This is a genomic window from Buttiauxella sp. S19-1, assembly GCF_022134725.1.
Lineage (GTDB): Bacteria > Pseudomonadota > Gammaproteobacteria > Enterobacterales > Enterobacteriaceae > Buttiauxella > Buttiauxella ferragutiae.
Genome location: NZ_JAHWLU010000002.1, coordinates 67,103 through 87,580, shown reverse-complemented (window position 1 = coordinate 87,580; position 20,478 = coordinate 67,103). Strand labels below are relative to the sequence as shown.

General features: G+C 49.0%; 25 protein-coding genes. 11 read left to right on the top strand and 14 right to left on the bottom strand.

The window, feature by feature from the left end; translation table 11 throughout:
• Positions 1–90: 90 nt before the first annotated feature.
• Both ftsH and rlmE read right to left on the bottom strand, forming a co-directional pair.
• On the bottom strand, positions 91–2,028 hold the full coding sequence (ftsH, locus tag MES37_RS01090; protein WP_064543152.1) for an ATP-dependent zinc metalloprotease FtsH: 1,938 nt from the start codon (positions 2,026–2,028) through the stop codon (positions 91–93).
• Between the two features lie 56 nt (positions 2,029–2,084).
• A complete protein-coding gene (gene rlmE / locus MES37_RS01085; protein WP_064543150.1) occupies positions 2,085–2,714 on the bottom strand; it encodes a 23S rRNA (uridine(2552)-2'-O)-methyltransferase RlmE in 630 nt (209 codons plus the stop codon).
• A gap of 125 nt (positions 2,715–2,839) precedes the next feature.
• Between rlmE and yhbY the strand changes: the two genes are divergently transcribed.
• Positions 2,840–3,133 (top strand): ribosome assembly RNA-binding protein YhbY, encoded by a 294-nt coding sequence (gene yhbY / locus MES37_RS01080; protein ID WP_034498826.1) that lies wholly within the window; start codon positions 2,840–2,842, stop codon positions 3,131–3,133.
• Positions 3,134–3,239: 106 nt separating this feature from the next.
• Here the strand turns inward: yhbY and greA are convergent, their stop codons facing one another.
• Entirely contained in the window at positions 3,240–3,716 is a 477-nt protein-coding gene (gene greA / locus MES37_RS01075) for a transcription elongation factor GreA (protein ID WP_064543148.1), read from the bottom strand.
• A 253-nt stretch (positions 3,717–3,969) separates the two neighbouring features.
• Between greA and dacB the strand changes: the two genes are divergently transcribed.
• From dacB to pmrB, 3 genes are read left to right on the top strand one after another with little or no spacing between them, the layout of a single operon-like run.
• The gene (gene dacB / locus MES37_RS01070; RefSeq protein ID WP_064543143.1) at positions 3,970–5,403 is read left to right on the top strand and encodes a serine-type D-Ala-D-Ala carboxypeptidase; all 1,434 of its coding nucleotides are present in this window, start codon (positions 3,970–3,972) and stop codon (positions 5,401–5,403) included.
• Between the two features lie 3 nt (positions 5,404–5,406).
• Positions 5,407–6,069 carry a two-component system response regulator PmrA gene (gene pmrA / locus MES37_RS01065; RefSeq protein ID WP_064543141.1) on the top strand — a complete coding sequence of 221 codons (663 nt, stop codon included), beginning with the start codon at positions 5,407–5,409 and terminating at the stop codon, positions 6,067–6,069.
• Positions 6,066–7,124: a two-component system sensor histidine kinase PmrB gene (pmrB, locus tag MES37_RS01060; RefSeq protein WP_064543139.1), complete on the top strand. Its 1,059-nt coding sequence runs from the start codon at positions 6,066–6,068 to the stop codon at positions 7,122–7,124. The genes pmrA and pmrB overlap by 4 nt, the downstream gene beginning before the upstream one ends.
• A 39-nt stretch (positions 7,125–7,163) precedes the next feature.
• On the opposite strand, the gene cgtA is transcribed toward pmrB, so the two are convergent.
• The 4 genes from cgtA to rplU form a co-directional block, all read right to left on the bottom strand.
• The gene (gene cgtA / locus MES37_RS01055; RefSeq protein ID WP_064543137.1) at positions 7,164–8,336 is read right to left on the bottom strand and encodes an Obg family GTPase CgtA; all 1,173 of its coding nucleotides are present in this window, start codon (positions 8,334–8,336) and stop codon (positions 7,164–7,166) included.
• A 16-nt stretch (positions 8,337–8,352) separates the two neighbouring features.
• Positions 8,353–9,318, bottom strand: coding sequence for a DMT family transporter (locus MES37_RS01050; protein WP_064543135.1), 966 nt, complete (start codon positions 9,316–9,318; stop codon positions 8,353–8,355).
• A gap of 98 nt (positions 9,319–9,416) precedes the next feature.
• Positions 9,417–9,674: a 50S ribosomal protein L27 gene (rpmA, locus tag MES37_RS01045; protein WP_024549632.1), complete on the bottom strand. Its 258-nt coding sequence runs from the start codon at positions 9,672–9,674 to the stop codon at positions 9,417–9,419.
• Between the two features lie 18 nt (positions 9,675–9,692).
• Positions 9,693–10,004: a 50S ribosomal protein L21 gene (gene rplU, locus MES37_RS01040; RefSeq protein WP_064543133.1), complete on the bottom strand. Its 312-nt coding sequence runs from the start codon at positions 10,002–10,004 to the stop codon at positions 9,693–9,695.
• 261 nt (positions 10,005–10,265) lie between these two features.
• On the opposite strand from rplU, the gene ispB reads away from it, so the two are divergent.
• Positions 10,266–11,237: an octaprenyl diphosphate synthase gene (ispB, locus tag MES37_RS01035; RefSeq protein WP_064543131.1), complete on the top strand. Its 972-nt coding sequence runs from the start codon at positions 10,266–10,268 to the stop codon at positions 11,235–11,237.
• A 224-nt stretch (positions 11,238–11,461) separates the two neighbouring features.
• Positions 11,462–11,725, top strand: a complete 264-nt coding sequence (sfsB, locus tag MES37_RS01030; protein ID WP_074388515.1) for a DNA-binding transcriptional regulator SfsB — start codon at positions 11,462–11,464, stop codon at positions 11,723–11,725.
• Between the two features lie 42 nt (positions 11,726–11,767).
• Here the strand turns inward: sfsB and murA are convergent, their stop codons facing one another.
• From murA to mlaF, 7 genes are all read right to left on the bottom strand, one after another.
• The gene (murA, locus tag MES37_RS01025; protein ID WP_121814815.1) at positions 11,768–13,036 is read right to left on the bottom strand and encodes a UDP-N-acetylglucosamine 1-carboxyvinyltransferase; all 1,269 of its coding nucleotides are present in this window, start codon (positions 13,034–13,036) and stop codon (positions 11,768–11,770) included.
• A gap of 53 nt (positions 13,037–13,089) precedes the next feature.
• Complete coding sequence (gene ibaG, locus MES37_RS01020) at positions 13,090–13,344, bottom strand: BolA family iron metabolism protein IbaG (protein WP_034459734.1); 255 nt, start codon at positions 13,342–13,344, stop codon at positions 13,090–13,092.
• Between the two features lie 125 nt (positions 13,345–13,469).
• On the bottom strand, positions 13,470–13,772 hold the full coding sequence (gene mlaB, locus MES37_RS01015) for a lipid asymmetry maintenance protein MlaB (protein ID WP_064543128.1): 303 nt from the start codon (positions 13,770–13,772) through the stop codon (positions 13,470–13,472).
• Positions 13,772–14,401, bottom strand: coding sequence for a phospholipid-binding protein MlaC (gene mlaC / locus MES37_RS01010; protein WP_064543126.1), 630 nt, complete (start codon positions 14,399–14,401; stop codon positions 13,772–13,774). The genes mlaB and mlaC overlap by 1 nt, the downstream gene beginning before the upstream one ends.
• Before the next feature lie 18 nt (positions 14,402–14,419).
• Entirely contained in the window at positions 14,420–14,971 is a 552-nt protein-coding gene (gene mlaD, locus MES37_RS01005; protein WP_064543124.1) for an outer membrane lipid asymmetry maintenance protein MlaD, read from the bottom strand.
• A gap of 4 nt (positions 14,972–14,975) precedes the next feature.
• Positions 14,976–15,758, bottom strand: a complete 783-nt coding sequence (gene mlaE, locus MES37_RS01000) for a lipid asymmetry maintenance ABC transporter permease subunit MlaE (protein WP_064543170.1) — start codon at positions 15,756–15,758, stop codon at positions 14,976–14,978.
• A gap of 7 nt (positions 15,759–15,765) precedes the next feature.
• On the bottom strand, positions 15,766–16,581 hold the full coding sequence (gene mlaF, locus MES37_RS00995) for a phospholipid ABC transporter ATP-binding protein MlaF (RefSeq protein WP_064543121.1): 816 nt from the start codon (positions 16,579–16,581) through the stop codon (positions 15,766–15,768).
• Between the two features lie 230 nt (positions 16,582–16,811).
• Between mlaF and MES37_RS00990 the strand changes: the two genes are divergently transcribed.
• The 5 genes from MES37_RS00990 to lptA are packed head-to-tail and all read left to right on the top strand — an operon-like array spanning position 16,812 to position 20,478.
• On the top strand, positions 16,812–17,789 hold the full coding sequence (locus tag MES37_RS00990; RefSeq protein ID WP_064543119.1) for a calcium/sodium antiporter: 978 nt from the start codon (positions 16,812–16,814) through the stop codon (positions 17,787–17,789).
• A 15-nt stretch (positions 17,790–17,804) separates the two neighbouring features.
• Entirely contained in the window at positions 17,805–18,791 is a 987-nt protein-coding gene (gene kdsD, locus MES37_RS00985; RefSeq protein ID WP_064543117.1) for an arabinose-5-phosphate isomerase KdsD, read from the top strand.
• Between the two features lie 16 nt (positions 18,792–18,807).
• A complete protein-coding gene (gene kdsC, locus MES37_RS00980; RefSeq protein WP_064543115.1) occupies positions 18,808–19,374 on the top strand; it encodes a 3-deoxy-manno-octulosonate-8-phosphatase KdsC in 567 nt (188 codons plus the stop codon).
• Positions 19,371–19,946 (top strand): LPS export ABC transporter periplasmic protein LptC, encoded by a 576-nt coding sequence (gene lptC, locus MES37_RS00975; protein WP_064543113.1) that lies wholly within the window; start codon positions 19,371–19,373, stop codon positions 19,944–19,946. The genes kdsC and lptC overlap by 4 nt, the downstream gene beginning before the upstream one ends.
• Positions 19,915–20,478 (top strand): lipopolysaccharide ABC transporter substrate-binding protein LptA, encoded by a 564-nt coding sequence (gene lptA, locus MES37_RS00970; RefSeq protein ID WP_064543111.1) that lies wholly within the window; start codon positions 19,915–19,917, stop codon positions 20,476–20,478. The genes lptC and lptA overlap by 32 nt, the downstream gene beginning before the upstream one ends.

Here is a 20,478-nt window from a genome sequence, read left to right as displayed (position 1 = left end):
CTGCATCGACTTTGGTTAAGACAAAAACAAAAACCCCGGGACAAGCCCAGGGTTTTATAGATTACTGCAGTCACATCCGACAGAGACGACTTATTTATCGCCCAACTGCTCTGACATAGTATTACCAGGATTCGGCGTACGCGGTTCGTCGACCGGACGCGGTGCACTTGGAGTACCGTTATTATCAGAATTGTTGTTGCCGTTGTTTGAATCTTCCCAACCTGCTGGCGGACGCACATCGCGGCGATTCATCAGGTCATCAATCTGTGGCGCATCGATGGTTTCATACTTCATCAGTGCGTCTTTCATGGTGTGCAGAATATCCATATTTTCATTCAGCAGCTGGCGAGCACGAGCGTAGTTACGCTCAATCAACAGCTTAACTTCCTGATCGATGATACGCGCAGTTTCATCGGACATATGTTTCGCTTTCGCGACTGAACGACCCAGGAACACTTCACCTTCCTCTTCCGCATACAGCAACGGACCGAGTTTCTCAGAGAAGCCCCATTGGGTAACCATGTTACGAGCGATGGATGTTGCTACTTTGATGTCGTTAGACGCACCAGTAGAAACATGCTCAGCACCGTAAATAATCTCTTCAGCAAGACGACCACCGTACAGCGTAGAAATCTGGCTTTCCAGTTTCTGACGGCTGGCACTGATTGCATCACCTTCTGGCAGGAAGAACGTTACACCCAGCGCACGACCACGCGGGATAATCGTTACTTTATGCACTGGATCATGCTCTGGTACCAGGCGGCCAATAATCGCGTGGCCTGCTTCATGGTATGCAGTTGATTCTTTTTGCGCTTCCGTCATCACCATAGAGCGGCGTTCCGCACCCATCATGATTTTGTCTTTCGCTTTTTCGAATTCAACCATCGAAACCACACGCTTGTTGCCACGGGCAGCAAACAAGGCAGCTTCGTTGACCAGGTTTGCAAGGTCAGCACCGGAGAAGCCTGGAGTACCACGTGCAATAATTGCTGGATCGACGTCTGGAGCCAGTGGCACCCTGCGGCTATGCACTTTCAGGATTTGCTCACGGCCACGTACATCTGGCAGACCAACAACAACCTGGCGGTCAAAACGGCCTGGACGCAGCAACGCTGGGTCAAGTACGTCTGGACGGTTAGTTGCAGCGATAACGATGATACCTTCGTTACCTTCGAAACCATCCATTTCAACCAGCATCTGGTTCAGTGTCTGTTCACGCTCATCGTGACCACCACCAAGACCCGCGCCACGCTGACGGCCTACGGCGTCAATTTCATCGATGAAGATGATGCATGGTGCCGCTTTCTTAGCTTGTTCAAACATGTCACGAACACGGGATGCACCCACGCCCACGAACATTTCAACAAAGTCAGAACCGGAAATAGTAAAGAATGGTACTTTCGCTTCGCCCGCAATGGCTTTCGCCAGCAAGGTTTTACCGGTACCCGGAGGGCCAACCATCAGCACGCCTTTCGGGATTTTACCGCCCAGTTTCTGGAAACGGCTTGGCTCACGAAGGTACTCAACCAGCTCAGCAACCTCTTCTTTTGCTTCGTCACAACCTGCAACGTCAGCAAAAGTGGTCTTAATTTGGTCTTCTGTGAGCATACGCGCCTTGCTCTTACCGAACGACATGGCACCTTTGCCACCGCCGCCCTGCATTTGACGCATAAAGAAGATCCAGACCCCAATTAGTAAAAGCATTGGGAACCAGGATATGAAAATAGAAGCCAGCAAGCTTGGCTCTTCAGGCGGTTCGCCTACTACTTTCACATTTTTGGTCAGCAGGTTATCAAGCAGTTTAGGATCGTTAACGGGGATGTAAGTCGTGTATCGGTTACTATCTTTCTTGGTAACGTTGATTTCACGTCCGTTGATACGCGCTTCGCGTACCTGGTCCTGATTTACTTCAGACAGGAAAGTGGAGTAATCCACCCTACGGCCATTTGACTCGCTGGGCCCAAAGCTCTGGAACACAGACATCAGCACAACCGCGATGACCAGCCAGAGTATTAGGTTTTTCGCCATGTCACTCAAGGGATTAACCTCATATTACAACTGTGTTAACAAACAGCGTCAGGGTACTATAGTTTTCGCCCAGTCGCTACAATGTACACTTCACGTGAGCGGGCACGAGAAGAGTCCGGTTTACGAACTTTAACTGTCGTAAACAGGGAGCGAATTTCTCGCAGGTATTCATCGAAACCTTCGCCCTGAAACACTTTCACTAAAAAACTACCGCCCGGTGCCAGAACGTCACGACACATTTCCAGTGCCAGTTCTACTAAATACATAGCCCGAGGAATATCAACTGCCGGTGTCCCGCTCATATTTGGAGCCATATCTGACATGACAACCTGAACTTTACTGCCACCAACACGATCCAACAGAGCTTTCACGACTAGTTCATCACGAAAGTCACCCTGAAGGAAATCAACACCAACGATAGGATCCATTGGTAAAAGATCGCAAGCAATGATTCGCCCCTGATTCCCGATCTGAGTCACGACATATTGTGACCAGCCTCCGGGAGCAGCACCAAGATCGACAATTGTCATTCCTGGCTTAAAAAGTTTGTCACTTTGCTGTATTTCATCAAGTTTAAACCAGGCACGGGAACGTAACCCTTTTTTATGCGCCTGAATTACATATTTATCGCTAAAGTGTTCCTGCAGCCAGCGACCAGAGCTGGCAGAACGCTTTTTACCTGTCATCTCATTTTCCAACTTTGTTCATCGTGAGTAGCAGGCTGTAGAGTTATCAGCACAGCCGATTGGCGATACGAGGGATATGGCGGTAGAATGAACCGTTTTCAATCCCAACGTAAGCAAAAAATACGATGAATCTGAGTACTAAACAAAAACAGCACCTGAAAGGTCTTGCACATCCGCTCAAGCCTGTAGTCATGCTTGGCAATAACGGTTTGACCGAAGGGGTACTGGCCGAGATTGAACAAGCGATCGAACATCATGAGTTAATCAAGGTGAAAATCGCAACTGAAGATCGCGAAACTAAAACCTTGATCGTCGATGCCATCGTGCGTGAAACCGGCGCCTGTAATGTACAGGTTATCGGTAAAACGCTGGTGCTCTATCGCCCGTCTAAAGAGCGCAAGATTTCTCTGCCAAAATAAGCAGAGAGTGTGCAAAATGCCACGCTCTGTTAGTTGATAAAAGGCCGCGATGCGGCCTTTTTCCTTTCTTTACAATACGCCACGTCATAAAAAAGCGTAGCAGATATTATAAATATTCCACTTTTACAATTTCGAACTCTACATCACCACCCGGCGTGCGGATAACAACGACATCATCCTGCTCTTTACCGACAAGGCCACGAGCAATCGGCGAGTTCACAGAAATAAGATTCTGTTTAAAATCAGCTTCATCGTCACCAACAATGCGATAAGTCTGCTCTTCTTCGTTATCCAGATTCAAAACTGTCACGCTCGCGCCAAAAATGACACGACCGTTATTAGGCATTTTGGAGATGTCGATAACCTGAGCATTCGACAGCTTAGCTTCGATATCCTGGATACGACCTTCACAAAAACCCTGTTGCTCACGCGCGGCATGGTATTCAGCGTTTTCTTTTAAATCGCCGTGTTCGCGGGCATCTGCAATCGCGGCAATAATTTGTGGGCGACGTACGGACTTCAGGAAATCCAGCTCTTCACGTAATCTTTCTGCGCCACGTAGGGTCATCGGAATAGGTTGCATTGTTATACCTCTTCAAAACTTTCCTGTTCAGAACTGCCCTGCGGCACCTCTGAATCCAGAGCCTGGTTTGCATAAGTAAGGCAAACCCCTGGCACTAAGCAAAATAAAACTGACCCGGCGCGAAGCACCAGGCCAGGAACGGTTTCCAAATTGACCTGTATTTTACCCTGGAGTTCACTGAGGGTCATCGTTTACTTTGCACCGCGATGCACCGTAGTATGACGACACGTTTCCAGGTTGTTACCGCGAGATTATGCGATTTTTTAGATTTGTCATTGGATTGACCAGTGCTGTGGTGTTTAACGTCCAGGCTGCCAACATAGAAGACTATACCTCCCAATTACCTGCGGGTGCGAATCTGGCTTTGATGGTGCAAAAAATAGGTGCGCCAGCTCCTTCTATTGACTACCACAGTCAACAGATGGCTCTGCCCGCAAGTACTCAAAAGGTCATTACGGCGCTAGCAGCACTGCTTCAATTAGGACCAGACTTCAGGTTTACGACCACCCTTGAGAGCCATGCTCAAGTCAGTAATGGTGTCTTACAAGGTGACCTTATTGCGCGATTTGGTGGCGATCCTACGTTAAAACGTCAGGATATTCGCAATATGGTGGCAGTCCTGAAAAAATCGGGTGTGCAACAAATTCAGGGAAATGTGCTGGTAGATACCTCCGTTTTCGCCAGCCATGACAAAGCACCTGGCTGGCCATGGAATGACATGACACAGTGCTTTAGCGCCCCGCCAGCTGCCGCAATTGTTGACCGGAACTGTTTCTCTATTTCGCTATACAGCGCACCAAAAGCTGATGACTTAGCGTTTATTCGCATCGCTTCTTACTACCCAGTAGTGATGTTCAGCCAGGTTCGTACCCTCGCCAAAGGCTCCGCGGATGCACAATATTGCGAACTGGACGTCGTTCCGGGTGATTTAAATCGCTTTACGCTAACCGGATGTATGACACAACGTGCAGACCCTCTCCCGCTGGCATTCGCGATACAAGATGGCGCAAGTTACGCTGGTGCGATTTTGAAAGCTGAGCTAAAAGAAGCGGGCATCAGTTATAGCGGAACCTTATTACGCCAGACGCAAGCGAATACACCAGGAACGGTCATCGCCAGTAAGCAATCGGCCCCATTGCACGATTTGCTAAAGGTTATGCTCAAGAAATCGGACAACATGATTGCCGATACCGTTTTTCGTACTATCGGCCATAACCGTTTTGGAGTGCCGGGAACCTGGCGTTCCGGAGCTGATGCCGTACGTCAAATCCTCCGGCAGAAAGCAGGTGTTGATTTAGGTAACAGTATCGTCGTTGATGGTTCGGGGCTATCGCGCCACAATCTCATCTCCCCCGCCACTATGATGCAGGTGTTGCAATATATCGCCCAAAATGACAGTGAGCTTAATTTTATCTCAATGCTACCGTTAGCGGGTTATGACGGTTCATTACAGTATCGTGCTGGTCTTCATCAGGCCGGTGTTGATGGCAAAGTTTCTGCGAAAACCGGTTCACTGCAAGGTGTTTATAACCTTGCTGGATTTATTACCACTGCCAGCGGCCAAAGAATGGCCTTTGTGCAATATTTGTCAGGCTACGCTGTAGAGCCTGCCGATCAACGTAACCGCCGTATCCCATTAGTGCGATTTGAAAGTCGTCTCTACAAGGATATCTACCAGAATAATTGAGTTATGAAACTGCTGATTGTTGAAGACGATTTACTGTTGCGGGAAGGCCTGGTGCTGGCATTGAGCAGCGAAGGCTATGCGCTTGATTGTGCTACGACCGCCGCCGAAGCAGATGCGCTGATCGAAAGTGGCGAATACGGCATGATCATTCTCGATCTTGGCCTGCCTGATAAAGACGGAGCCACATTATTAAGACAATGGCGGCGTCGCAGTATCAGTACACCCGTGCTGATACTAACGGCTCGTGACGCACTGGAAGATCGTGTCAACGGACTGGATTCTGGTGCAGATGATTATCTGGTCAAGCCATTTGCTCTCGCTGAATTGCAAGCCCGCACGCGGGCGCTGATTCGCCGATATCAGGGTCATAGCGATAACCTTCTTCAGCATGATGATTTGACACTCAACCTGCAAACTCAACAGGTGCTATTGCAAGATCAGCCCGTCGAAATCACACCAAAAGAGTTCGCCCTGCTCACACGCTTGATGATGCGTATCGGTCAGACCGTGCACCGTGAAACTTTGCAGCAGGATATCTACAGCTGGCAGGACGATCCCGGCTCGAATACCCTTGAAGTCCACATCCACAACCTAAGACGTAAGTTAGGCAAAGACAGGATCAAAACTGTCCGTGGCGTGGGTTATCGGCTGGATAGCCGTGTATGAACAGCATGCGCCAGCGCTTGATGGTCCTACTCGCACTTATTCTTTTGTTTTTCCAGCTAATTAGCGTTATTTGGTTGTGGCATGAAAGCCGTGAGCAAATCAGTTTTCTGGTCAGTGAAACGCTATCAGCCAAAGCCCGAAATCAGCATGTAGAAAAGGAAATCCGCGAGGCGATTGCTTCGTTATTGGTTCCTTCTCTGGTGATGATTGGATTCACGCTTTTCTTCTCATTCTGGGCAATCACCTGGATTACCCGTCCGTTGAATCGCCTGCGTACCAGCCTTGCTAATCGATCTGCCGATAACCTGTCACCACTATCAATGTATTCAGACATGGATGAGATGGTTGCTGTTACCAACTCGCTGAACCAACTCCTGGCGCGACTAAACCATACCATTCAGCAAGAGCGCTTATTTACCGCAGACGCCGCTCATGAATTACGAACTCCTCTGGCAGGCATTCGTCTGCACCTCGAGTTAATGGCAAATGCAGGCATTCAGCAGGCCCCTATGCTGTTGGAGCGTATCGATCAACTGATGCACACCATTGAGCAGTTGCTGATGCTCTCGCGCGCTGGACAAGCGCTGGCGAGTGGTCATTACGATACTCTCAACTGGCATCGTGACATTATCTCGCCGCTCAAAATGGAAATGGAAGAGATGGTGGCCTTGCGTAAGCAAAATATTATCTGGACGGAGGAAAATGAAATTATCGTTCAGGGTGATGCAGTACTGCTGCGTTTGATGCTGCGTAACCTTCTGGAAAATGCCTCTCGTTATAGCCCAGCTGAAAGTACCATCTCGGTCTCTTTAAACGCCCAGGATAACGGCGCGAAGTTAACTATTTCAGACCAGGGGCCAGGTATCGATGAAAAACATCGTCAGACGATTACCGATCCCTTCCGTCGAATGGATGAACGCTATGGCGGGAGTGGGCTTGGACTGAATATTGTCCAACGTATTGTTCAGCTTCATCATGGAAAACTAGCATTAGATAACGGTATCGATGGTGTTGGCCTGCAAGCAAGCTGCTGGATCCCATCGCAAAACCAATAAAAAAGGCCGGAAATTTCCGGCCTTTCATAAGATAACGTTTTATTTCTGATAGATGATTTCGACACCTTCGTCGTCATCTTCATCCCAGTCGTCATCCCAGTCTTCGTCTTCTTCCGCTTCCACGGCATCGAGTTGCTGTTGATGATAATCATCCCACATGAACTCAACTTTTTCCGGTGCAATCGGCTGGAGCTCAGCGATTTTCGGGTTAGCAATGATGAAGTCCATTACATCCCAGCACAGCGCATTCACGCCTTCGCGGTTAACGGCAGAGATCAGGTAGTATTTCTCTTCCCAGCCCATAGCGGTCGCAATTTCTTTTGCACGCGCTTCGGCGTCTTCTTTGCTCATCAAATCGCATTTGTTGAAGACCAACCAGCGTGGCTTCTCAGCAAGTTTCTCACTGTATTTTTCAAGCTCACCAATGATGACGCGGCCATTTTCAACCGGATCTGATTCGTCAATTGGTGCGATATCGATGAGGTGCAATAACACGCGGCAACGCTCAAGGTGTTTCAGGAAGCGGATGCCGAGGCCTGCGCCATCAGCTGCACCTTCGATAAGCCCTGGAATATCGGCAACCACAAAGCTCTTCTCGTTATCCATACGGACAACACCAAGGCTTGGGATAAGCGTAGTAAACGGATAATCCGCCACTTTTGGTTTTGCCGCAGAGACAGAACGAATAAAGGTAGATTTACCAGCATTTGGCAAACCAAGCATACCCACGTCTGCCAACAGCAGCAGCTCAAGTTGAATATCACGCTTCTCGCCAGGTGTACCCATGGTTTTCTGACGCGGAGTACGGTTCACAGATGACTTGAAACGGGTGTTACCCAAACCGTGCCAACCGCCCTTAGCCACCATCAAACGCTGACCATGCTGGGTCATATCACCCATGGTTTCGCCAGTGCCCTGATCGATAACTCGCGTTCCTACAGGTACTTTTACGGTAATGTCTTTACCACGTTTACCGGTACAGTCACGGCTCTGGCCATTTTGACCACGTTCAGCGCGGAAAGATTTCTCGAAGCGATAGTCGATCAGGGTGTTGAGGTTTTCATCCGCCTCAAGCCAGACATCACCGCCATCACCGCCATCACCACCGTCCGGGCCGCCTCTGGGAATATATTTTTCACGACGGAAGCTAACGCAGCCGTTACCGCCATCACCTGCTACGACCAGGATCGTTGCTTCATCAACAAACTTCATTTCACTTCTCCGTAAATCATTCGCCCGAACGTTGTACTGGAAGAACAGCTTCGGTTTTGCGCCAACGTCCCCAAAGACGGTGACCAATGGCTGAATACATTGCACCTGCAACCACGACGAACGCGCCGCTATAACCCACAAGGTTAAGTAACGGCATGGCGAAGAAATCGGGCCAGGCTAACGCTAATAAATCAGAAAATAGCAAAGTAAACAGCGGAGTCAGCGTAATAATGGCGCTAACCTGTGCCGCCTGCCACCGTGCCATGGCTTCTGCCAGTGCCCCATACCCAACCAGTGTATTCAGGCCACAGAAAACTAAACATGCCAGTTGCCAGTCACTGAGCTGGAAAATTTTATCCAACTGAGCCAGAGGCAAAAGTGCAAGAGTACATAAAGTGTACAGCAAAAGGAGGATCTGTTGCGAGGCCAGGCGGCGTAATAATACCTTCTGCGCCACGCCATAGATGACCCACACTGTCGCCGCCAGAACACCGAATATCACCCCAAGGGTGTAATCTGTCAGGCGGGTAAAAATCTCTATCAGGCTGGTGTTGAAGAACATCACCAACCCACAAAGTAACATTATGGCCCCAATGACTTGTGTGCCGCGCATCTTCTCTTTGAGCACAACCACACTTGCCACCATCATTCCCACGGGGGAAAGCTGGCCAATAACCTGAGATGCTGTTGGGCTCAGGTACTGCAACGATGAACTAAACAGCAAAAAGTTTCCGAACAAACCACCGGTTGCAATGGCGAGTAACGCCAACCAACGTGGTTTTCGGAACAGGCGTAATGGAGGTAATTTTCCGCGTATTGCAAGAATACTACCCAGCCCCAGGCTTGCCATCAGGAAACGATAAAAGACCACTGTCGGCGGTTCCATTACCGTCAGCACCTGTTTCATCGCAATCGGCAATGCCCCCCAGCAAACTGCTGTAGTGAGCGCCAACAGAATGCCAATGCCTGCCTGCTGTTTCATTGCTTATTCCCTGCGACTACCTGATTTACCGGTCGCAGAATGTAAAAAGCCCCGCAACGTGTTGCGGGGCTTCTATCCGTTACCGGGACGCGAAAAACTTATTCAGCAACGATGCTGATGAACTTACGGTTTTTCGGACCTTTAACTTCGAACTTAACTTTACCGTCAGTCAAAGCGAACAGAGTATGATCTTTGCCGCAACCTACGTTAGTACCAGCGTGGAATTTAGTACCACGTTGACGAACGATAATGCTGCCTGCCAGAACTGCTTCACCGCCGAAACGTTTTACGCCCAGACGTTTAGCTTCGGAATCGCGACCGTTACGAGTAGAGCCGCCAGCCTTTTTATGTGCCATTTAATATGCTCCCCTGTATTAAGCGCTGATGCCGGTAATTTTCACATCAGTGAACCACTGACGATGACCCTGCTGCTTACGGTAGTGTTTACGACGACGAAACTTAACAATCTTAATTTTCTCGCCACGACCATGAGCAACAACTTCAGCTTTGATTACGCCGCCATCGACGAAAGGAACGCCGATTTTGATTTCTTCACCATTAGCGATCATCAGAACTTCAGCAAACTCAACAGATTCGCCAGTTGCGATGTCCAGCTTTTCCAGGCGAATGGTTTGACCTTCGCTTACTCGGTGTTGTTTACCACCACTTTGGAAAACCGCGTACATATAAAACTCCGCTTTCCGCACGCACCCTATGTATGTTTCAGGTGGCGCTATAAATATTCACAATAGGGCGCGAATATTACGCAAAACGAGAGCCTTTGACAAGCCCTCTCATGAAACAGAGTAGAAAAAAAACGCAACATCACACCAGCCGTTTATCTGCCTCGTTTTTTCAGTACAATCTGTACTACATTATTACTCCTCTTCCCTCACGTGATTCCGTACAGGCATGTGGTAAACAGGACTTTAAGCCAGACTTTTGCGATGAATTTAGAAAAAATTAATGAGTTAACCGCGCAAGATATGGCGGGCGTCAATGCGGTCATCCTTGAGCAGTTGAATTCAGATGTCCAATTGATCAATCAGTTAGGGTATTACATCGTCAGTGGCGGTGGTAAGCGTATCCGCCCAATGATTGCTGTACTTGCTGCTCGTGCGCTCGGTTATCAGGGTAAGGCGCATGTCAATATTGCAGCGCTTATCGAATTTATTCACACGGCGACGTTGTTGCATGATGACGTAGTAGATGAATCGGATATGCGCCGTGGCAAAGCCACAGCCAACGCGGCGTTCGGCAATGCGGCCAGCGTACTGGTCGGCGATTTTATCTATACCCGAGCCTTCCAGATGATGACTCAACTTGGTTCACTCAAGGTACTTGAAGTCATGTCCGAAGCAGTGAACGTGATTGCTGAAGGTGAAGTTCTGCAATTAATGAACTGCAATGACCCGGATATCACTGAAGAAAGTTACATGCGGGTGATCTACAGCAAAACAGCACGCCTGTTTGAAGCGGCCGCTCAATGTTCCGGTATTTTAGCTGATGCCACTGTAGAGCAGGAGAAAGCCCTTCAGGATTATGGTCGCTATCTGGGTACTGCATTCCAACTCATTGATGATCTTCTCGACTACAGTGCGGACGGGCAAACTCTGGGTAAGAATGTTGGTGATGATCTTAACGAGGGCAAACCGACTCTCCCGTTACTGCACGCAATGCGTAACGGCAATGCAGAGCAAGCAAAAATGATCCGTGAAGCCATTGAACAAGGTAACGGGCGTCATTTGCTGCAACCAGTATTGGACGCGATGGCGGCCTGTGGTTCACTGGAATGGACTCAATTACGCGCAGAGCAAGAAGCAGACAAAGCCATTGCTGCGCTGAGTATTTTGCCAGAAAGTGAACACAAAGAAGCACTAATTGCACTGGCTCATATGGCCGTTCAACGCGACCGTTAATCTTTTTAGCGCGCCAGCTAAAGGCGCGCTAAGTTTCCAATAATTTTTTTTCCCCGCTTCAGCACGCTTCCTATAACCAATCTGTTTTCATTGGATTTCATTCACTTTGTGTGGGTTAACACAGATTTAATTTTTTAAGCCATTTATTGGAATCTTTTGGCACTTTGCTATGTTATAAACACTCCTGAGTAGACCGGTTAAACGAAACGGTTACAGGGAGGAACATGGAAAGTAATTATTCTGACTGGCACCCGGCAGACATAATCGCAGGGTTACGTAAACGTGGAACAAGCCTGGCGGCTGAATCCAGGAAGGCAGGGCTAAGTTCATCGACGCTGGCTAATGCGTTGACGCGCCCATGGCCTAAAGGTGAGTTAATCATAGCAACGGCACTGGATACATCACCCTGGATGATTTGGCCCTCGCGGTATTACGACCCACAAACTCATCAGTTAATTAACCGAGCGAGTTTAATGCGTAAGCGATAAAAAAACCGGGCATGCCCGGTTTTCTCTTGTTAACAACAAAATTTATTCGCTGCCACTACCTTTCACACGTTCAATCTTCGCACCCAACGCCTGAAGTTTATCTTCAATGCGCTCGTAGCCACGATCGATGTGGTAAATACGGTCAACAACGGTTGTGCCTTCGGCAATACAGCCAGCCAGAACCAGGCTTGCTGAAGCACGCAGGTCGGTCGCCATCACTTGTGCACCAGACAGTTTTTCAACGCCGTGGCAAATCACCGTATTACTTTCAATCTCTGCATGTGCGCCCATACGGATAAGTTCTGGAACGTGCATGAAGCGATTTTCAAAAATGGTTTCGGTGATAACACCCGTACCTTCAGCCACCAGGTTCAGCAAGGTGAACTGAGCCTGCATATCGGTCGGGAAACCAGGGTGCGGTGCAGTACGGATGGTCACGCCTTTCGGGCGCTTACCGTGCATATCCAGGCTCACCCAGTCTTCGCCAACTTCAATGTCGGCACCTGCTTCGCGCAGTTTCGCCAACACCGCATCAAGGGTGTCTGGTTGAGCATTACGGCAAACAATTTTGCCACCGGAAATCGCCGCAGCCACCAGGAAAGTCCCGGTTTCAATACGGTCAGGCACTACGCGGTAAACACCACCACCGAGGCGTTCAACGCCCTGAATAGTAATGCGATCGGTACCTGCACCGGTGATTTTCGCACCAAGAGTATTCAGGAAGTTCGCTGTATCAACGATCTCCGGCTCACGAGCGGCGTTTTCAATGATGGTTGTGCCTTCGGCAAGCGTAGCAGCACTCATGATGGTGACGGTGGCGCCTACGCTCACTTTATCCATCACGATGTGTGCGCCTTTCAGACGGCCCTGTACAGAGGCTTTAACGTAGCCTTCTTCCAGTTTGATTTCCGCACCAAGTTGCTCAAGACCAGTAATATGTAAATCAACCGGACGTGCGCCAATTGCACAGCCGCCAGGTAAAGAAACCTGCCCCTGACCAAAACGTGCAACCAACGGTCCAAGCGCCCAGATAGAAGCACGCATGGTCTTAACCAGATCATAAGGTGCGCAGAAGATATTCACTTCACTGGCGTCGATCCATACGGAACCGTTACGTTCAACTTTGGTACCCAACTGGCTTAACAGCTTCATTGTGGTATCAATGTCTTTCAATTTTGGAACGTTCTGAATCTCAACTGGCTCTTCAGCCAACAGAGCTGCGAAGAGGATCGGCAGCGCGGCGTTCTTCGCCCCGGAGATCGTCACTTCACCACTCAGTCGGGTTGGCCCCTGAACTCGAAATTTATCCATTGCAACTGCTCTCTATTAAATTCAAATCGTTACAATCCGCCGCGGCGAATTGCTCAAAAACCATTAAGTTTACGATCGCGATCCCACTCTTGCGGAGTATAGGTCTTGATGGAAACCGCATGAATACGGTTATCAGCAATCAGCTCCATCAATGGCGCATAAACTGTCTGTTGCTTCTTCACGCGACTTAACTCGGCGAATAACTCACCCACCGCAATCACCTGAAAATGGCTACCATCGCCTGAGACGTGGACTTCCTGGAGGGGCAGTGCGTTCATCAGCACTGTCTGAATTTCATGATTTTCCATGGGATATAATTCGTCGGTTAAGGAAACAAGCCACACATCTTAGAGGAAAGTGGCGTTGTCTTAAATAAGCAAAAAGCCCCTGATCTCAATCGATCAGGGGCAATGATAGTAACGCTATGAAAACACTAGCCTGCAAATGCGGGAAGGATGTCTTCTGGAAGGTTATAAAGTTTAGTCAGTGTTTGTAGATTATCACTGGCTCCCTGAAGCTCTACTTCAACGTTTTGTCGTCTGGCGAAAGCCACAAGATGAATCAACAACGCTAAACCTGAGGTATCTACACGCGATAAACCAGAAAGGTTAAGCGCCTTGATACCTGCCATGATTTGCTCCCGTTGCCGCCATAAAGGCCCCACGGTGTCGCTATCCAGCTCACCCGTCAGGTGTAAAGTTGCTGCTTCACGCTGCCAGTTAAGCTCGCCTGCCATTACTTTTTCGCTTCGAGTGTAATTGGCATACGGGAAATACTTTGCAGTTGCGCCGTCAAACCATCGATACCTTTGGTACGCAAGATATCACTCCACTCATTTTGCTTAGTGGTGATCATGCTGACACCTTCAGCAATCATGTCGTATGCCTGCCAGCCACCGGTCTGGGTGTTTTTACGCCACTGGAAATCAAGACGTACTGGTGGACGACCGTTTGGATCGACGATGGTTACACGAATCGCAATGATAGTGGCATCACCCAGCGGCTGCTCAGGGGCGATTTGGTAGGATTGCCCGTTATACATGGCAAGAGCCTGGCCGTAGGCTTGCTTCAGGTACTCTTCGAATGCTTTGAAGTAAGCATCACGCTGCGCAGGGGTCGCATCTTTATAATAACGACCCAGAACCAGAGCCCCCGCGTATTTTACCTGCACGTAAGGCAGCAGTTCCTGACCAACGATCTCACGCAAATAATCAGGGTTTTGGCGAATTTTAGGTTGTTCGTTTTTAAGGCGGTCAAAAGTTTTTTGTGCCGCTTCGCCCATTAATTTGTAGGGATTACTTTGATCCGCAGCATTTGCAAGCGGTGCAATAACCAGCATAGCAATCATAATAAGTCTTTTAAACATAACACTTTTCCTCTTAGATTAATGCGTGGTACCAGGCTGTGGCGCTGCACTATTATTCTGTGAATCCTGCGATGAGGAATCCCCTGAATTCTGATTATCACCATTGCCGCTCTTATACAGGAATTGGCCAATCAGGTCTTCCAGCACCAGGGCTGACTTGGTGTCCTGAATCGTCCCGCCCTCTTTAAGGATAGATGAACCGAGTTCTGGATCATCAAAACCGAGGTTCAACGCGAGATATTGCTCGCCCAGCAAGCCAGAAGTACGGATAGCCAGCGAACTGGTATCCGGAATGTGGTTATAGCGTTCTTCGATATCCAGGGTGACTCGTGGTAAGTAAGTTTTCGGATCCAGAGTAATATCGTCAACACGACCAATCACCACGCCACCGAGGCGCAGCGGGGAACCCGTTTTCAAGCTACCGATGTTGTCAAAAGTCGCATAGACCCGGTACGTTGGCTCACTGCGTAGCGAAGTGACGTTTGCCACTTTCAGACACAAGAAGACGATGGCTGCCAGTGCAATAATTAAAAATGCTCCAACCCCAGTTTCAAATTTCTTAGTTTGCATGAACTTAATTCCCAAACATCAGTGCTGTGAGCACAAAATCCAGACCTAAAACGGCCAGTGAAGCGTGCACAACGGTTCGTGTTGTTGCCCGACTAATCCCTGCGGACGTAGGAATAGCATCGTAGCCATTGAATAAAGCAATCCAGGTCACTGTTATCGCAAACACCACACTCTTGATGACACAGTTAACCAAATCAGTCCGCCAGCTGACGGCGTTTTGCATTGCAGACCAGAAGAAGCCCGCATCGATTCCCTTCCAGTTCACACCCACCAGCGCCCCACCCCAAATGCCGACCGCAGCAAAAATAAGCGTCAGCAAGGGTAGTGAAATCACGCCAGCCCAAAAACGCGGTGAAACGACCCGGCGTAGAGGATCAACCGCCATCATTTCCATACTGGAAAGTTGTTCTGTTGCCCTCATTAAGCCGATTTCTGCGGTTAGTGCTGAACCGGCACGCCCGGCGAACAGCAATGCAGCAACGACAGGACCAAGCTCTCGCAGTAATGACAAGGCGACCAACATACCGAGGCTTGATTCCGCGCTGTAGGTCGTCAGCACCAGGTAACCTTGCAGACCAAGCACCATGCCGATAAACAAACCAGAAACAATGATGATAATCAGCGACAACACACCAACGTTATACAGTTGGCGAATAAGCAATGGTGTGTGTTTGCGGAATTCCGGTTTCCCCACCAGCGCATTAAAAAGCATTATCCCAGCCCGGCCAAATGACGCACAGGTTTTCAACCCCCGCCGTCCGAATGATGCCAGTGCATTAAAGAACATGAGCAACTTAACTCCCTGTTTCTGATAATAAGTCATTCCGATAATCCATTGCCGGATAGCGGAACGGTACTGGCCCATCGGCAATACCATCGAGGAACTGGCGCACTCGCGGGTCGCAATTTTCACGCAGGGCAGCAGGCGTGCCTTCAGCCACAATATGTTGATCCGCAGCAATATAGGCGTAATCGGCAATGCTCAGCACTTCTGGGACGTCGTGAGAAACCACAATACACGTGACGCCAAGGGCGCTATTCAATTCTGAAATCAGTTTGACTAATACCCCCATAGTAATAGGGTCCTGACCAACAAATGGTTCATCAAACATGATCAGATCGGGTTCGAGTGCGATGGCTCGAGCTAGAGCTGCACGTCGGGCCATACCACCGGAGAGTTCGTTAGGCATCAGTTTAGCGGCACCACGTAACCCCACCGCCTCAAGTTTCATCATCACGGTGCTGTGCAACAACTCTTCCGGCAGGCGGCGATGTTCACGTAGTGGATACGCCACATTTTCAAAGACATTGAGGTCGGTAAATAGCGCGCCAGACTGGAACAGCATACTCATGCGTTTACGAACATTGTATAAACGCGAACGAGACATGGCGGGGACGTTTTCACCGTCAAACAGGATTTCACCGCTGTCGGGTTGAATTTGACCACCGATCAGCCGCAATAGCGTTGTCTTCCCAATCCCTGAAGGCCCCATTATGGCGGTAATTTTACCGCGGGGTACGTTCAGTGAAATATTGTCAAAGATGCGCCGACTGCCGCGAGTAAAACTTACTCCGCGAATTTCGACCAGATTAGTCTGCGTCTGGCTCATCATCTTTCCTTTTATCAAGTTCACGGACGAAGCATTTACTGGAAACTGAGTTCCAATCCAATATCCTTGCAGAATAATACCCGTCCTGATTAGCGAAAACTGGCATTTGTTTTACTTTTCTGCCACATAAAGTCAGAATTAAGAATCATGCCCGGCCCTACAGAACTGTATGCTCTGCCGGTACTTTCACAGCACAAGACCGGCGATTATACCTGAATTAAGGATTCTGCATGCTGTTAGCTACAGCTCTGTTAATTATTGGTTTGCTTTTGGTCGTCTATGGCGCTGACCGATTAGTGTTTGCCGCATCAATACTTTGTCGCAGTTTTGGGGTTCCACCACTGCTAATCGGTTTGACTGTGGTCAGTATTGGCACTTCACTACCAGAGCTCATCGTCGCCAGTTCTGCAGCCCTGCATGGTCAGTTGGATTTAGCGGTAGGGACCGCGTTAGGCTCAAATATCACCAATATTTTGTTAATTCTTGGCTTAGCGGCTCTTTTGCATCCATTTACCGTGAATTCCGATATTCTACGGCGCGAGTTACCCCTAATGTTAGTTGTCAGCGCAATTATTGGCTGGCTGCTTTTTGACAACCAGCTAAGCGTTGTTGATGGTGTTATTTTGATTACGGTATCAGTGGCGTATCTGCTGTTTACGATTAAAATAACGCGCCTTGCCGGAAATGAAGGTGCCGACAAACTGACCCGTGAACAGTTGGCAGAGCTTCCTCGAGAAGGAAACCGCCCCGTCGCATTTTTATGGCTCGCTGTTGCCCTAATTATTATGCCGATGGCCACACGCATGGTTATCGATAACGCCAGTGTGTTGGCGCACTATTTTGGCGTAAGTGAGTTAGTGATTGGCCTGACGATTATTTCGGTTGGCACTAGCCTGCCTGAACTAGCCACCACCATCGCGGGTGCCCGTAAAGGCGAAGATGATATTGCGATTGGTAATATTATTGGCTCAAACATTTTCAATATTGTTCTGGTAATGGGCATTCCTGCGCTAATCGCACCAGGTGAAATCGACCCACTTGTCTTTGCACGTGACTATTGGGTGATGTTGGTCGTCAGTGTCATTTTCGCCGTACTTTGCTGGCGAAAGCCTCGCTCTATCGGCAAGACAGCAGGCGCTCTGTTAACATGTAGTTTCTTCGTATGGATTGTGGTGCTGTGGTTTGTTGCATCACCGGTCGTTGGGTAAAACGGAACGGAAATTATGTCACAGATAGATTTACAACCGGGTTTTGACTTTCAGCAAGCAGGCAAAGAAGTCCTGAAGATCGAACGTGAAGGCCTGGATCAACTTGAGCAATACATCAACACAGACTTCTCGGCAGCCTGTGAAAAAATGTTTTATTGCCAGGGTAAAGTTGTCGTAATGGGCATGGGTAAGTCTGGTCACATCGGTAAAAAGATGGCGGCAACGTTTGCCAGCACCGGCACACCTTCATTTTTCGTCCACCCTGGTGAAGCAAGCCACGGCGATCTCGGAATGGTGAGCCCCCAGGATATTGTTATCGCGATTTCAAACTCCGGCGAATCAAACGAAATTCAGGCATTGATTCCCGTTCTCAAGCGCTTACAGGTGCCGCTCATTTGCATCACCAGCCGCCCGGATAGTTCTATGGGTAAAGCGGCAGATATCCATTTGTGTGTCAAAGTCCCGCAAGAAGCCTGCCCTCTTGGTCTGGCTCCAACCTCCAGCACCACAGCAACACTGGTTATGGGTGACGCCCTTGCCGTTGCGTTGCTTAAAGCTCGCGGCTTTACTGCAGAAGATTTTGCACTTTCTCACCCAGGCGGCGCATTGGGTCGTAAACTGTTACTACGCGTCAGCGATATCATGCACAGCGGTGATGAGATCCCTCATGTCAGTAAAGATGCGTCCTTGCGCGATGCTCTACTGGAAATTACGCGTAAAAATATGGGTATGACCGTAATCTGTGACTCCCTGATGAAAATCGAAGGGATCTTCACCGATGGCGATTTACGACGCGTCTTTGATATGGGCGTTGACCTCCACTCTCTGAATATCGCAGATGTCATGACTGTCGGTGGAATTAGGGTCCGTCCGTCACTCCTGGCTGTGGATGCGCTCAATTTGATGCAATCTCGCCACATTACCTCGGTATTGGTTGCAGATGGCGACCAACTTCTCGGTGTGGTACATATGCATGACATGCTACGCGCTGGCGTGGTTTAACAAAGGATTAGCCTTAATGAGTAACCATGAAGCGTCACTTGCCACCTGTTATGGCCCGGTAAGCACGCGCGTGATGGAGCGGGCAGAAAACGTGCGCCTGCTTATTTTAGATGTTGACGGTGTCATGTCTGATGGCCTGATTTACATGGGTAATAGCGGCGAAGAGCTGAAAGCATTCAACGTGCGTGACGGTTACGGAATTCGCTGCGTGCTGACTTCCGACATCGAAGTCGCGATTATTACCGGCCGCAAAGCAAAGCTACTTGAAGACCGATGCGCAACACTCGGGATTACCCATCTCTATCAAGGGCAATCTGACAAGCTTTTGGCTTTTCACGATCTATTAGATAAGCTCGCCATCCCCGCGGAACATGTTGCTTACGTTGGTGATGATTTAATCGACTGGCCAGTGATGGCAAAAGTGGGTTTGAGTGTGGCGGTTTCCGACGCTCATCCTTTACTGATTCCTCGTGCCGACTACGTTACACGTATTGCTGGCGGACGTGGGGCGGTCCGCGAAGTCTGTGATCTTCTGTTACTGGCACAAGGAAAGCTTGATGAGGCCAAAGGGCTATCTATATGAGTAAGACCAGACGTTGGGTTATCATCCTGCTTTCATTGCTGGCATTAGTGTTGATTGGCTTAAATCTGGTCGATAAAGACCCCGTTGCTACACCGACGGTAAACAGCAACGAGCCAACCTATCAAAGTGAACATTCCACGACGCTCGCCTACAGTCCTGAAGGGGCTCTGAATTATCGGCTGGTTTCGGAACACGTTGAATATTTTTCTGAGACTGCTATTTCGTGGTTTACCAACCCGGTGATGACGCAGTATGACGAAAACAAAGTGGCAACCTGGTCTTTACGAGCGGATCGCGCCAAACTTACTAACGATCGGATGCTGTATTTGTATGGGAATGTGGTGCTGACGGCTCTGACGCCGGATTCTCAGCTACGCAAAATTACCACGGACAATGCGCAGGTTAATTTAGTCACTCAGGATGTTGCCTCTGATGACCAGGTAACCTTGTATGGAACCAGCTTTAACTCCACCGGCCTCAAAATGCGTGGAAATTTACGCAGCAAAAATGCCGAGCTGATTGAAAAGGTTAGAACATCCTATGAAATCCAAAATAAACAAACTCAGCCGTAATTTAGTACTAACCAGTACGCTTTTAGCCGCTAGTTTTTCGGCATTTGCGTTGACCGGTGATACCGATCAGCCGATTCACATTGAATCTGACCAACAGTCGCTGGATATGCAGGGCAACGTCGTCACCTTCACTGGCAATGTGATCGTGACACAAGGCAGTATCAAAATTAACGCCGACAAAGTGGTTGTGACTCGTCCTGGCGGCGAAGAAGGCAAAGAAGTCATTGATGGTTATGGTAATCCAGCCACGTTCTATCAGATGCAAGATAGCGGTAAACCCGTTAGCGGCCACTCAGCGACCATGCACTATGAGTTGCAAAACGACTTTGTAGTTCTGACCGGTAATGCTTATCTCGAGCAGGTCGACAGCAATATCAAAGGCGACAAAATTACTTATCTGGTGAAAGAACAGAAGATGCAGGCCTTTAGCGAAAAAGGTAAACGTGTCACCACCGTTCTGGTCCCTTCTCAACTGCAGAAAAAAGACGGCCAGGCTCCGGCACCAGCCCCTGCGCAGAAAAAGAGTAACTAA